Source organism: Kineosporia babensis, from assembly GCF_021129305.1.
GTDB lineage: Bacteria > Actinomycetota > Actinomycetes > Actinomycetales > Kineosporiaceae > Kineosporia > Kineosporia babensis.
In genome coordinates, this window is record NZ_JAJOMB010000003.1 from 1 (window position 1) to 13,327 (window position 13,327).

The window sequence follows — 13,327 nt, forward strand, 5'->3', positions numbered from 1 at the left end:
CCTGGGCAAAACCCGGCCGTTGGACGGCACTCCCCCGCAGCAGGCCTACGACCTCACCTACCTGTACCCAGGGGCGGACGCCTGGTCAGCGCAAGGTAGGAAGGTCGATGAACTGAACCCGCTCCCAGCATTCGTCAATCGGCCTCCGGCCCCGAAGCAAGCTGCGACCTGCCTGGTCCGGCGGGCTCTGGCGAAGGACGCCAGGCCTGAGTGCCGCAAGCAATTGGACGGCACCCAGGAGCCGGCCGTAGACCCTTGCCCTTCTGGCACCACCGAACCAGCTCGGGGAGCCCGGGCATGAGCCCGGCGCCGGTGGTGAACGGGGCCCTGCTGCAGTGTTCGATGGGCACGGTGCCGGCACCCATCGGGGTGCTCCCCCTGGGCCGGGTCATGGTCGAAGGGCAGCCCGTGGCGCGGATCACCGACAATGTGCCGGGCGTCAACATCAAGCCGTTCGGGCTTTGCCGGAGCCTGGCCAACCCGGCCGTGGCCGCAGCGACCACGGCGGCCCTCGGGGTGCTGACACCGATGCCGTGTCTGCCGGTGCCCGCCGGGCCGTGGACAAGTCCGGCCACTCGCACGATGGGCAGCAACCTGCCGGTCCTGGCGGCAGGCGGCACCTGCATCTGTGCGTTCGCCGGGGTGATCAGTGTGCAGATGCCGGGGGCGGTCCGGACCCAGGTGTCCTGAGGCTGGACAAGGGGCTGTCCTCATCGCCGCTGCTCAAGATGTTTGAAGCGTCCACCGAAAGCTGTGAAGGTTGCTCCGTTTCGGGGATCTTGCCAGGCGAGGGTGCAGGCAGGACGATCAAGCCCGGAACGGCCGGATCTACGGGGATGGATCCACGGGGGTGAGTTGGGGCTTTGGCCTGACTGCGTCCGCGCAGCTCTTTTCAGAGTCGAAGTTCAGGAGTGCTCCCGCATGCCCACCTACACCGCTCCAGGTGTCTACGTGGAGGAAGTTGCCTCCACCCAGAAGGTGCTCTCGGCCGCGCCGACGGCCGTGGCCGCGTTCGTCGGTTTCACCGAGCGATTCCCGATGGACGACTCGCGTGACCCGGAAGGTCTCTCGCCGCGACTCGTCACCAGTTGGCAGCAGTTCGAAAGCCTTTACGGTTCCTTCGTGGCCGGGGCGATGCTGCCGCTGTCGGTGTACGCCTACTTCCAGAACGGCGGGCAGCTCGCCTACATCGTGCGGGTGCCGCACACCACCCCGGCCGGTGAGCCGTCGGCCATTGCCGTTCCGGCTGCCGACCGTGCGCTCGGGACGCCGCTGAACGTCGAGTCGATCGAGCCGGATGCGCCGCTCAGCATTTCGGTGCACCCCGAGGAGAGCAGCGATCCAGAGGCGCCGCTCACCTTCCGGCTGGACGTGCACGAGGGTGGCGAGACCGTCGAGTCGTACCCGGGTCTGACGCTGGACGGGCCGGACGAGGCTTCGACGAAGGTGAACGGGACCTCGACCCGGGTCAAGGTGAAGGTCGAGGTCAGCGCGGACGCCGACTTGGCCGCTCAGCTGGAGTTGCTCAAGCCGGGGCACTACGAACTGGTGAAGGCCGCCCCGACGCCGGTGGAGGTGACGGGACGGCACTTTGCGGGCAGCGCGACCGAGCGCAAGGGGCTGGGTGGTCTGGCGATCGCCGAGGACGTGACCATGGTGATCCTGCCTGACCTGGTCACGGCCGCGACCAAGGAGGACGGCTCGATCGACCTGGGGTTGTGGAAGGCGGTGCAGACCGCGCTGATCGCGCACTGCGAGCAGTACACCAACCGGATGGCCATCCTGGACTCGCCGCCCGGGATGGGGGCCCAGCAGATCAAGGAATGGCGTAGCGAGACCGCGATGTACGACAGCGCTTTCGCCGCCATGTACTACCCCTGGGTGAAGATCGAGAACCCGATCGGCACGGGATCGAACAAGGAGATCCTGGTCCCGCCGAGCGGTCACGTAGCCGGCCTGTGGGCGCGCACCGACCAGAGCCGTGGGGTGTGGAAGGCGCCGGCCAACGACACCCTGCGCGGCGTGCTCGACATCGAGCGGGCAATCACGCAGAACGAGCAGTCGCTGCTGAACCCGATCGGGATCAACTGCATCCGGCCGTTCGGGGTCCGGGGCATCCGGGTCTGGGGCGCCCGCACACTGGCCAGCGACACGGACTGGACGTACATCAACGTGCGCCGGCTGTTCAACATGGCCGAGAAGACCATTCAGGACGGGACGCAGTGGGCAGTTTTCGAGCCCAACGACGTGGCGCTGTGGGAGGGCGTGAAGCGGACGCTCACCGCGTTCCTGCGGGGTCTGTGGACGCAGGGGGCTCTCGTCGGGGCCACGCCGGACCAGGCGTTCTACGTGAAGTGCGACGAGGAGACGAACCCGCCCGAGGGCGTGGACGCCGGCCAGCTGGTCGTGGAGGTCGGGCTGGCGCCGGTGAAGCCCGCCGAGTTCGTCATCTTCCGGATCGCCCAGCAGAAGCAGACCGCGGCCTGAGGCCGCTCCCCCACGTTCCGCAGACCTGACGCAAGGAGATCCGTTCCATGGGCGCGACCGAAGTAGTGGCCGATACCACCCTGTTGTCCAACAACTTCTTCCTGGACATCGAGGGCTCCCCGATCAGCATGCTCACCGCGGTGAGCGGCCTGGAGATCAGTGTCGAGGTGACCGACACGCAGCAGGGCCTCAAGGACGGCAAGATCACCTCGACCCGGCTGCCGGGCAACCAGAAGTCCGGGGGGACCCTGACCCTGAACCGGCTGGCGCCGACCGATTCGGGGGCGGACGGCCTCTGGAAGTGGTTCCAGGAGATCGTCGAGAAGGGAGCGCTGAACACCTCCCGCAAGAGTGGCTCGGTGGTGCTCTACTCCACCGATGGGAAGGAACTGGCCCGGTACAACTTCGAGAAGGGCTGGCCCTCGAAGATCGAGCTGGCCGGTCTGGACGTCTCCAGCGGAGAGCCGTTGAAGGAGACCATCCTGCTGGAGTTCGACCTGCTCAAGCGCACGAAGTAAACCCGGTGGGGCCGGCCCGGGTAACCGGGCCGGCCCCACAACGGATCAGGACAGAGCGGAGTGAGATGGCGCCGGGAGACCTTGACTCGCTGGGCGGGCAGCCGCCGGTGGCCAAGGATTTCGTCCTCGAGGTCGACGGCCTCGAGATCGGGATGTTCGGCCGGGTGAGCGGGCTGGAGGTCAGCATCGAGGTCGACGAGTACGCCGAGGGTGGGGTGAGTGGTTTCGTGCATCGCTTTCCTGGGCAGATGCGCTGGCCCAACCTGGTCTTCAGCCGGGGCCTGGCCCGTTCGGACAACCTGTTCACCTGGATGGAGAAGAGCGCTGGAGCCGGTTTTCAGGCAGCCGGTGGCAAGCTGGTCCGGAACACGGCGTCGGTCACCGTTCTGGACGCCGCCCGCACCCGACTGCGCGCCTACGAGATCGAAGGTGCGTTCGCCGTCCGTTGGTCTGGTCCTTCTCTGGACACCCTGGACGGGACGATGCTCTCGGAGGAGCTGGAAGTGGCCCACAACGGTTTCCGCTCCAGCACACTGACATGAGCCAGACCGGTACGCAGACCAAGGCCTACTTCAAACCGGAGACCGGGCCGCAGATCAACTGCCTGTTCAACCCATCCGAGCTGGCCATCTCCCGCAGCAACGAATGGCGAGCCACCACGCGAGCCGGCCGCGACGTCTCCACGCTCGAATACGCCGGGGCGAACAACGGTGAGATGACGTTCGAGGTCTTCTTCGACACCACCAGCACCGGCACCGCGGTCACCACGCACACCGGTGCCCTGATGGGTCTGATGAATGTGAACCCGCAGCTGCCGGGCAGCGACCAGGTATCCGGCCGTTTACGCCCGCCTACCCTGACCTTTCACTGGGGCGATCTGAGTTCGTTCCGTTCGGTCCTGACTGCTTTGGACGTCCGTCTGGTCTACTTCTCGACGACCGGCGTCCCGTTGCGGGCCCGGGCGCAGGTAACCCTGCGGCAGTACGAACAGGACGATGCTTTCGGTCCGCAGAACCCGACCTCCGGCACCCCGCGCCCCCACACCGTCCATCTGGTCAGCCCTGGTGAGACCCTCGACCGGATCGCGTCGCGCTACTACGCCGACCCGGGGGCCTGGCGGCTTATTGCCGACGCCAACAACATTCATGATCCGCTGGCGGTCCGGGCCGGTACCCAGCTGGCGATTCCGGGGGCCCGCCTTGAGTGACCTGATGACGAGTGCGCCGATCATTCAGTTCGGTGGGCAGCAGCTGTCCTGGGCGCTGGGCCAGAATCTGCTGTCGGTCAAGGTCGAGCGAGGTCTGCGGCGAGTCGCCACGGCGGAGATCACCCTGAAGGATCCCGGCTTTACGCTGCTGACCGATCAGGCGTCGCAGTTCGCGCCCGGTACCGATGTGGTGGTGTCGTTCCCGAATGCTTCCGGCTCTCCGGTCAAGGTTTTCGCCGGTACCGTGACCAGCCTTCGGGTGGTGTGCCCGGAAGACGGAGATCACCACACCGCCATCACCATCACCGCCGAGGACGCGGCTCATGGTCTGGGCCATGTGGCCAAGACGATCAGCACCGCCAACACCAGCCTGACTGATGCCCTGAGAACCGCTTTGAGCGCGCACGTCAGTTCGGTGAAACTCGCCGGCCTTCCCGCGGGCACTCGAGATGCGGTGATCATGGCCTGCTCGCCGCAGGAGTTGCTGGAGCAGGTCTGCGACCACTACGGCCTGACCTGGTGGGTGGACCCGGCTGACAAGTCGCTCAACGTCGCAGCGCCACCCACCTCGCCGGCCGTGCACGCGCTCGAACTGGGTGCGGACCTGTGCGATCTGGACTTCCGGACCGCGGGCAAGACCACCGGTTCGGTGATCATGCGCGGCTGGAATCCGCTGACCAAGACCGAACTCAACGGCCGTAACACCGCCGCGGCCGCTACCGCCGGGGGCCCGGCCCTGCTGAACGAATTCGCCCAGGCGGACTCCGCGAAGGAGTACCACGTCCAGGCCAAGTCGAGCGTGGACGCGGCCGATGTCACCGCACAGGCCACGGCCCGAGCCCGACGTTTCGCCACGGCCGGAACCGTGCTGACCGCGCGGACCCGACGCATTCAGCCGGGGATCGGCCTGCGGGATCAGCTTCAGCTCAACGGCGCCGGACCGATGTCGGGCAAGCACCTAGTGGTGGCAATCCGGCACGACTGGGGCCCGGTCACCGCAACCACCGTCGTCGCCGGTGACCCTGCGCTCGGAGCGGCGCCGATCCCGGACAGCGGGCCGGTCCAGGCGGTGGCGCCCGCTCAGCCTCTCTCCCAGACGGTCGGTGGCAGCACCGGCATGGTGCCCGGCCTGATCTCCGACATCAAAGACCCGAAGAACTGGGGACGGGTCAAGGTGAAACTTCCGACTCTGGGCGAGAACGTGATCACCGGCTGGGCCCGAACGGTTCTCACGGCCGCCGGGCCGAGCCGCGGGATGGTGGTGCCGCACCGGGTGGACGACGAGGTGCTGGTGGCGTTCGAGGAGGGCGACCTACAGCGGCCGGTCGTGCTGGGCGCCCTGCACAACGGAAAGGACACCGCCCCGACCGGTACCGCGCCCCGCGACGCGGCCCTCTCGGCCGGCCTGACCAGTGGCAACGGCCACTCCTTGGTTCTCACCGACACCACTGATCAGGCGAAGAACGGCATGGTCCTCAACCAGGCCGGCGGACAGAGCATCTCGCTGAACGACCAGAGGATCCTGATCAAGGCCGCGGCCGGGAAAGAGATCCGGCTGGAGGCCGGTAAGGCCTCGATCACGCTCGACGCCCAGGGCAACGTGAAGATCGAGGGCGTGCAGATCTCGGTCACGGCCACCAGCAAGATGGATCTGAACGCCCCCGCGGTCACTACCAAGGCCACCGCGAACCTGACGCTCGAGGGCACCGCCAGCTGCGCGCTCAAGGGGGCCAGCGTCAACGTGACGGCGAACGGCGTGGCCGCGATCAAGGGTTCGATGGTGACCGTGAACTGATTCGCTTTACTTCGCCAGGCTACGTGCCGATTCCAGTACTTCGGGGCGTTCGGGGAAGACTTCGGTGAGGGTAGTAATGAGCTATGTGCTCGGCGTGGATCTGGGAACCACGTACACGTCTGCGGCGGTGATGGAGGACGGCGGCGAGCCTCGCATCTTCTCGCTCGGGGATCACGAGTTCTTCGTGCCTTCGGTCCTGGTGATGGAGAAGGGGCACGACGTCGTCGTCGGCGAAGCCGCCGAACGTAGGGCTGCCACCTCGCCCGAAAGCACCGCCCGCGAGTTCAAACGCAGACTCGGCGATGCCACGCCGGTCATTCTGGACGGGGTGCCCTACTCCCCGCAGGCGCTGATGGCGGTGCTGCTGCAGTGGGTTCTGGACGCCGTCACGGCTCGTCAGGGCGAGCCGCCGGCCGGTGTCGCGGTGACGTATCCGGCCAACTGGGGTGAGTACCGCAAGGAAATTCTTGCGCAGGCGGTGGAGCAGGTCGGGATCAAGAACCTCGTGCTGCTGACCGAGCCAGAAGCGGCTGCAGTGGAGTATGCGGCGATGAACCGCATCGATCCGGGCGGCACGGTCGGGGTGTACGACCTGGGCGGAGGCACCTTCGACGCGGCCATGCTGCGGCGCGGCGAAAGGCAGTTCGAGTTGGTCGGGCGGCCGGTCGGCGTGGAGCAACTGGGCGGAATCGACTTCGACGAGGCCGTTTTCGACCATGTGCGACGGGTGATCGGTGACGATGCGCTCGACGTGGACCTCAGTGATCCGGTGATGAACACCGCCCTGCACAAGCTGCGGCGCGACTGCGTGCTGGCCAAAGAAGCGTTGTCGCACGACGTCGAGACCACCATCCCGGTCAATCTGCCCAGCGCCAACCTGGTGGTCCGGCTGACCCGCGCCGAACTCGAGGAGTCGATCCGGCCGCTCCTGGATCTGACGCTGGAGGCCTTCCGGCGCTCGCTGGAGTCCTCGGAACTGGCGGCGGCGGATCTGAACGCGGTGCTCCTGGCCGGCGGATCGTCGCGGATACCGCTGATCTCGGAACTGCTTTCGGACGATCTTGGACGACCGGTGGCGGTGAACGCAGATCCCAAGCAGATCGTGGCGATGGGCGCGGCGATTCGGGCGCATGAATTGCTGGCCACGAAACTGGTTGCAGCTCGCAGCGAGATCACCGGTGAACCGGTGCCGGAGCCGGCCCAGCCGGTGATACCGCAGAAGCGGGTGCGGTCGGCTCCGGTCACCAGAACGGTCAGTTGGCGGCCGATCGCGCTCAGGGCGGCTGCGGTGCTGGTCGCTGCGGCAACGGCCGGGCTGGCCGTGACGGGAATCGAAGACCAGTGGCTCTTGGCTTCGACGGCGGTCGACAAGCCCGACCGCGAATCTGATCTGGACAACTCGTTATCGATCACGGATACAGGCGAGGATTCGGTGCGGATCACCCTCGCCGGCGTCAGTCTCGCTCTGCCGGGTACGTCCGTATCGGACGAGGGTGTCGATCTCAGCAACTACAAGTACATCCTGACCGGCCCCTTCGCCGTCGAGCAAGGGAACACGGAATCGACCGTAGTCCATCCCGCTGTCGATAACGGTCTCGGAGGGTTACTGAGCTTTTCCGGTGTCGCTGCCATGATCCTGCTTCTCTTCGCATCGAACTCGGCTCAGTCGCTGCTTCGCCTGGTGCGGCGCCGGAATCTGGCGGCTCCGCACACCACCCTCAAAGTCGCTCTGTCCGGAGCTCTGGCCGGGGTCAGCGCGTGCGCACTGGGCTGGACCACAGGCGATCATCTGCTCACCCCGGAACTCCTCGGCGCCTGCACAGTGGGCGGTCTGATCGCCGGAGCCATGCTGGCCAAGGCCGAGGTCGGTGTGGGACTACGAGCACTCGCCCGCTCCGGTCCCCGCCGGTAGCACTGCTCACCAGATAACGTAGCGGACCGTGGAGATGCCTCGGATAGTGCTGGATTCGGCCCGGGTCCGGGTGGGTCCTGGTGGCCAGGAACGGATCCCGGTCCTGGTGCAGAATCGCGGCCAGCGTCATGAGACCTTCCGCGTCGAGGTGATCGGCCTGCCCGAGGGCTGGTGGCAGCTGCAGCCGTCCGAGATCGAACTCTCGGGCGGTGAGGAGGGCACCGTTCTCCTGGTTCTCCATCCGCCGGCGACCACCTATGTCTCGGACGAGGCGCTCCCGTTCGGGGTTCGGGTCAGCGCCACCTCGGTGGTCAATCAGCGCTGCTCGTCCGTCACCGAGGGCGACCTGGAAGTGCTCCAGGTACTGGGCCTGCAAGCCGTGATGAAACCGGTCACCTCCAAGGGCCGCTGGTGGGCCCGGCACCGCGTCGTCTACACCAACTGGGGCGATGCGGACGTGACGGTCCGGATCTCGACGCACGCCTCGGACGACTCGCTCCGGTTCCGGGTCTCGCCAGATGAACTCGTGGTGCCGGTCGGCGGCAAGGCCAGTGCACAGGTGCGGATCGGCCTGCGACGATTCTCGTTTCGCGGGATGGAGGCTTGGCACCCGTTTCGACTGACGCACCGGCTGAAAGGGCCGGCCCCCTCGCCGGGAACTCCGGTGATCCACGGCGCTTTCGACCAGGTTCCGGTCACGTTCCGTGGCTTCAAGATCTTTACTGCAGCGGTGTTGGTGCTGATGATGCTGGGGCTGGGTTTTTCGGCCCTGAGCGCTACCGTCGAGGGTACAACCAAAGAAACCGAGACCTTGTCGGACGGCATGGGAATTGAAGCCGAAGAAGTCGATCAGGGTATGAAAATCACCTGGGATCAGCCAGCCGAGGTGGAGGATTTCGAGTTGTGGCGCATCGCGCCGGATCTGAAGCCACTGAAGCTCCCCAAGAAGGGCGTAGAAGAGTTGATCGACCGCGGGGGGCGGCCTCAGAATTGCTATCTGATAAAGGCTTACGACCATCATCGGGGCCTGGTCTCAACAGACCGGTCCGGCTGTTAAGGCCGTTCCCAGAACGAGAGCGCACCGATCGCCACCTGAACTTCGTTGCTGGGCTGCCACACCTCGGCCACCACGATCTCGAACTCGGAAGCAGCTTCCAAGTAGACGTACGAACGCTGAAGACCAGGCCGATCCCTGAGCTCGATCGTCTGGCCGTGGGGTTTGCCCTTGACCTTCAGGATGACCTTCTTCGGCCGGGTCACGGTCGGGTCATTGCCCAGGTAGCCGTTCTGAAATCCGATCTCCCGAAGATCTGGCTTGTCGCTGAACCGGATCGTCAGGGTCTTCGGTTGCCCTCCCCAGGTGGCCTGCCATGCGGTGTTACGGTAGTCATCGATAGCAAGCACAGCAGTGGACGACCCCTTCTTACCTAGCGCAGCGGAAGCGTCGACCGGATGAGATCCCCGCATGTGCCCAAGCTGATCCTTCGACCCGCGAATCGGTTCAATCTTTTTCGTCACCATAAGGCCCGCCAGCACGGCCAAGGGCACCACCACCACGGCGATCCAGGCGATCAACGCACCCCGGCCGAAGCCGTTTCCGTACTCCGCGGTCCCGAAGAGCCACGCCTGGAAACGTTTCCGCAAAGGAACGTGGACCGCCGACCGGGCGGCAGGCGGTTCGATGAGCCAGGCACCGCACCGCTTGCAGAGACGACGCTCCTGCTCGTTCACGGTGTGACAGCCCGGACAGACCGGCGGCGCCGTCTCCAGATCCGGCGCTGCGGCTTCAGTGCTGGACATCTTCCCCCCAAAGATGTTGCGTACCGGTTCAGTTTCCCATCATCGGCGCCTGGATTTGCAACAATGAACAGCGTGTATCCGGGGAAAACGTTACTGGCCAGGCCATGTTCGGGGTGCGGACGGGACAATCCGGGCGACTCGTCCTTCTGCGGCGGCTGCGGTCAGCGCCTGCTCCCGGCCGAGCCGCCCGCCCAGGCCGGAGAACCGTTACTGACCGGTCTGGCCGAGACCGCCGCGGATCTGGAGCAGGGCCGGCGGCTGGCCGAGCAGCATGAGCGCCCCGACCTCGGCCGGCATCTGGCGGACACCCAGAACCGCCTGGCGCATCAGATGCTCGGCGTGGTCGTCGTGGGCGAGTACAAGCGGGGCAAGAGCAGCCTGGTGAACGCGTTACTGGGATCCGAGATCTGCCCGGTGGACGCCGACGTGGCGACAACCGCACCGATGTTCGTCCGGTACGGCACCCAGGCTCAGGCCACCGGCTACTTCAGGAGTGAACGAGCGGATCCGGATAACGACCTGAACCTCGACCAGGAACCGGTCGCCGTCGAGTACCTGCCCGATTTCATCGGTGAATCGAAGAGTCTGCACTCGGTCGAGGTCGGGTTGCCCAACGAGCTGCTCGCCGGAGGCCTGTGCCTGGTCGACACTCCCGGCGTGGGTGGGCTGGAGTCGAGCCACGGTGCGATGACCATGGGAGTGCTGAGCAGCGCCTGCGCGATGATCTTCGTGACCGACGCCTCGCAGGAACTCACCGCACCCGAGATGGCTTTTCTGCAGGAGGCCCTGGACCGGGTTCCACTCGCGATCTGCGTGGTCACCAAGACCGACATCTATCCGCACTGGCGCACCATCGTCGAGCTCGATCGCCGCCATCTGGCCGACGCCGGAGCCAACGTCGAGCTCCTGCCGGTGTCGTCCTTCCTCCGGCTGCGTCACGCGCAGACCGATCCGGCCGAGGACGAGTCGGGCATCGGCGCGATCCTGAACTGGCTGAGGTCTGAGGTCACCGAGTCCGCGGCCGTCCAGGTGGCTGCGGCCGCCCAGCGCGATCTGACCTTCGTCCGCGAGCAGCTGAGCCTGGCCCTGGCCGCCGAGCAGCAGGTCCTGCAGGAACCGGAGAGCACCACCAAACTCATCGAGGAACTCCAGCTGAACGTGCAGCGGGCCGAGCGCCTTCTGCAATCGGACAGTCGCTGGCAGCAGCAACTCTCGGACGGGATGGAGGACCTGATCTCGGACGTCCGGCACGACCTGGACGAGCGGATGCGGGATCTCGCCGACCGCGCGGACGACATGATCGGCCAGACCGACCCGGAGCAGAACTGGGACACGATGGAGGCCTGGCTGCACCGTCAGATCATCGTCGCGGCCACCGCCAACCACGATCTCCTGCTCATCCGGGCCACCGAACTCTCGGCCGCCGTGGCCGACTCGTTCGCGGCCCAGTCCGGGACGGAACTGCGGCTCGGTCTGAAGGCTCCGTCCGAACTGCTGCGGGGTGTCCATCTGGAGCCGATCGAGGCGCCCCCCGGCGAGCCGGTCATCACCCGTGCGGTAGGCCTGGCCCGGACCGCGGCCGTCGTGCCCTCAGTCCTAGGTCCGGTGCTGCTTCGCGCACCAGAAATGGCACTGTTCCTAGGCCCGATCAGTCTGGCTCTGGGGGCCGTGATCGGAAAGCGGGTGCTGCGCGACAGCTACGAACGCCAGGTGCACAAGCGCCGGGAACAGGCCCGGGAAGCCTGTAAGCGGTTCCTCGACGAGGCGACCTTCGTCTTCGGCAAGGACTGCATGGACTCGTTGCGCCGGACCGGCCGGGAACTACGCAACGAGTTCCGGGCCCGGGCCGAGGTCATGCACGAGACCGCGCACCGGGCCATCGCCTCGGTCGAAAAGGCGAACTCGCTTGACCCCGCCCAGCGCAGTCAGCGAGCCGACCACCTCGTCGGTGCCCGGCGAGCCGTCGACGCCCTCAATCGTCCCCAGGTGTCCTGATGACCACGAACCCTGAGACCGACATCCCAAGCAACCTGACGGCGTCCGTGCACTATCTGGTCTCGCAGGCGCTGCTCCTGGCCGTGGACGATTCTTCAGCGCAGCAACTGAAGGAAACTCAGCGACGCCTTACCGAGCCGCTACGGGTAGCTATCGCCGGTCGCGTCAAGGCCGGCAAGTCCACGCTGCTCAACGCTCTGGTCGGTGAGGAACTGGCACCCACCGACGCCGGCGAGTGCACGCGCATCGTGACCTGGTACGTGGGTGGCAACAGCCCTGGCGTCGCGGTTCACCACCGTGACGGGCGCATCGAGCAGCGCCTGTACAAGCGCGGCACCGGTGCCTTGGCCGTCGACCTCGGCGCCCCGCTCGAGGCCGTTGATCATCTGGTGGTCACCTGGCCGTCGTCGCGGTTGCGTGACGTCACGCTGATCGACACCCCGGGCATCGGTTCCCTGTCCCCGGAAACCTCGCTCCGGGCAGCCGAGTTGCTCCCCGAGGGTGAGGAGAGCATCGCCACGGTGGATGCCGTGCTCTACCTGCTACGGCATGCCCATGCTGATGACATCCGCTTCCTGGACGCCTTTCATGACGACCAGTTCGGTCGGGGCACGCCGGTCAACGCGGTCGGGGTGCTCTCACGAGCGGACGAGATCGGCTCATTGAGGCTGGACGCACTCGACGTCGCGGCCCGCGTGGCCAGGCGCTACCGCGCAGACTCCCGCATCAGAAAGCTCTGCCCGGTGGTCGTCCCGGTCACCGGGCTGGTGGGCCACGCGGCCATGACCTTGCGCGAGGCCGAGTTTCAGACGCTGACCAGGCTCGCGGCTCTCCCCGAGGACCATCTGGAACACCTGCTACTGACCGCGGACCGGTTTCTCGCCGACGGGCTGATGATCCCGGTCCCGCGCCGCGAGCGTGCCCATCTGCTGGACCGGTTCGGCCTGTTCGGCCTGCGCAGTTCCTTGTCCGCGATCGGATCCGGCGAGCTCGGGTCGGCCACCGAACTGGCAGCTCATCTGAACCAGGTGAGCGGGCTGGACGAGCTCAGGGAGATTCTCCTGCGCCAGTTCACCGAGCGCAGCCGCCTGCTTCAGGCACGCTCGGCGCTGGCTGCGGTCCGGGCCGTGGTGCGCCGTGGGGGCTGTGCCGAGCCCGGTCGCTTGGAGACGCTCGCGGAAGAGGTGACGTCGTCGGCGCACGAGTTCCGGGAGATCCAGTTGCTGAACGACCTCCGGGCCGGGGTGGTCGAGCTACCCGCGGATCATCGGGACGAGGCGGAGCGGCTGCTGGGCGGGAACGGTTTCGCAGATGCAGCGCGGCTGGGCCTGCCCCCATCAGCGTCGCCGGGGGTCCTGGCCCGGGCGGCGCTGGGGCAGCTCGGTTTCTGGCAGTCGCTGGCCAGTTCGCCGCGCTCGAGCCGGCAGTTGCGGATCGCCTGCCGGGACGTGGTGCGCACGATCGAGGGGCTGATCGCGACGAACGAGGGTAGGTCTGCGGCTGAGGCCGGCTGATCCGCGCGTTTTTCGCTCGTTCGGCTCAAGCCGCCGTCCGGTGCGACGAGTAACCCATCATGAACGGCGACGAGCTCCCACCGTCGGACCGGGACGACG

General features: G+C 66.7%; 11 protein-coding genes. 10 read left to right on the forward strand and 1 reads right to left on the reverse strand.

Going from position 1 to position 13,327, the window contains the following annotated elements; translation table 11 throughout:
• Nucleotides 1-297 precede the first annotated feature (297 nt).
• From LR394_RS05935 to LR394_RS05970, 8 genes are all read left to right on the forward strand, one after another.
• Nucleotides 298-690 (forward strand): DUF4280 domain-containing protein, encoded by a 393-nt coding sequence (locus LR394_RS05935; RefSeq protein ID WP_231439355.1) that lies wholly within the window; start codon nucleotides 298-300, stop codon nucleotides 688-690.
• 231 nt (nucleotides 691-921) lie between these two features.
• On the forward strand, nucleotides 922-2,487 hold the full coding sequence (locus LR394_RS05940; protein ID WP_231439356.1) for a phage tail sheath family protein: 1,566 nt from the start codon (nucleotides 922-924) through the stop codon (nucleotides 2,485-2,487).
• A 47-nt stretch (nucleotides 2,488-2,534) separates the two neighbouring features.
• Complete coding sequence (locus tag LR394_RS05945) at nucleotides 2,535-3,005, forward strand: phage tail protein (protein ID WP_231439358.1); 471 nt, start codon at nucleotides 2,535-2,537, stop codon at nucleotides 3,003-3,005.
• A gap of 65 nt (nucleotides 3,006-3,070) precedes the next feature.
• Nucleotides 3,071-3,547, forward strand: coding sequence for a phage tail protein (locus LR394_RS05950; protein WP_231439360.1), 477 nt, complete (start codon nucleotides 3,071-3,073; stop codon nucleotides 3,545-3,547).
• A complete protein-coding gene (locus LR394_RS05955) occupies nucleotides 3,544-4,212 on the forward strand; it encodes a CIS tube protein (RefSeq protein ID WP_231439362.1) in 669 nt (222 codons plus the stop codon). The genes LR394_RS05950 and LR394_RS05955 overlap by 4 nt, the downstream gene beginning before the upstream one ends.
• 4 nt (nucleotides 4,213-4,216) lie before the next feature.
• Nucleotides 4,217-6,007, forward strand: a complete 1,791-nt coding sequence (locus LR394_RS05960) for a phage baseplate assembly protein V (protein ID WP_231439363.1) — start codon at nucleotides 4,217-4,219, stop codon at nucleotides 6,005-6,007.
• Nucleotides 6,008-6,083: 76 nt separating this feature from the next.
• Nucleotides 6,084-7,919, forward strand: coding sequence for an Hsp70 family protein (locus LR394_RS05965; RefSeq protein WP_231439364.1), 1,836 nt, complete (start codon nucleotides 6,084-6,086; stop codon nucleotides 7,917-7,919).
• 28 nt (nucleotides 7,920-7,947) lie between these two features.
• Nucleotides 7,948-8,976, forward strand: a complete 1,029-nt coding sequence (locus LR394_RS05970; RefSeq protein ID WP_231439365.1) for a COG1470 family protein — start codon at nucleotides 7,948-7,950, stop codon at nucleotides 8,974-8,976.
• Here LR394_RS05970 and LR394_RS05975 read toward each other — a convergent pair.
• Nucleotides 8,973-9,719, reverse strand: coding sequence for an NADase-type glycan-binding domain-containing protein (locus LR394_RS05975; RefSeq protein ID WP_231439366.1), 747 nt, complete (start codon nucleotides 9,717-9,719; stop codon nucleotides 8,973-8,975). The two genes, LR394_RS05970 and LR394_RS05975, sit on opposite strands and share 4 nt — an antisense overlap.
• Nucleotides 9,720-9,791: 72 nt before the next feature.
• Between LR394_RS05975 and LR394_RS05980 the strand changes: the two genes are divergently transcribed.
• Together LR394_RS05980 and LR394_RS05985 are read left to right on the forward strand one after the other, a co-directional pair.
• Nucleotides 9,792-11,714: a dynamin family protein gene (locus LR394_RS05980; RefSeq protein WP_231439367.1), complete on the forward strand. Its 1,923-nt coding sequence runs from the start codon at nucleotides 9,792-9,794 to the stop codon at nucleotides 11,712-11,714.
• Nucleotides 11,714-13,228: a dynamin family protein gene (locus LR394_RS05985; protein WP_231439368.1), complete on the forward strand. Its 1,515-nt coding sequence runs from the start codon at nucleotides 11,714-11,716 to the stop codon at nucleotides 13,226-13,228. Before LR394_RS05980 ends, LR394_RS05985 begins: the two co-directional genes overlap by 1 nt.
• Nucleotides 13,229-13,327: the final 99 nt, after the last annotated feature.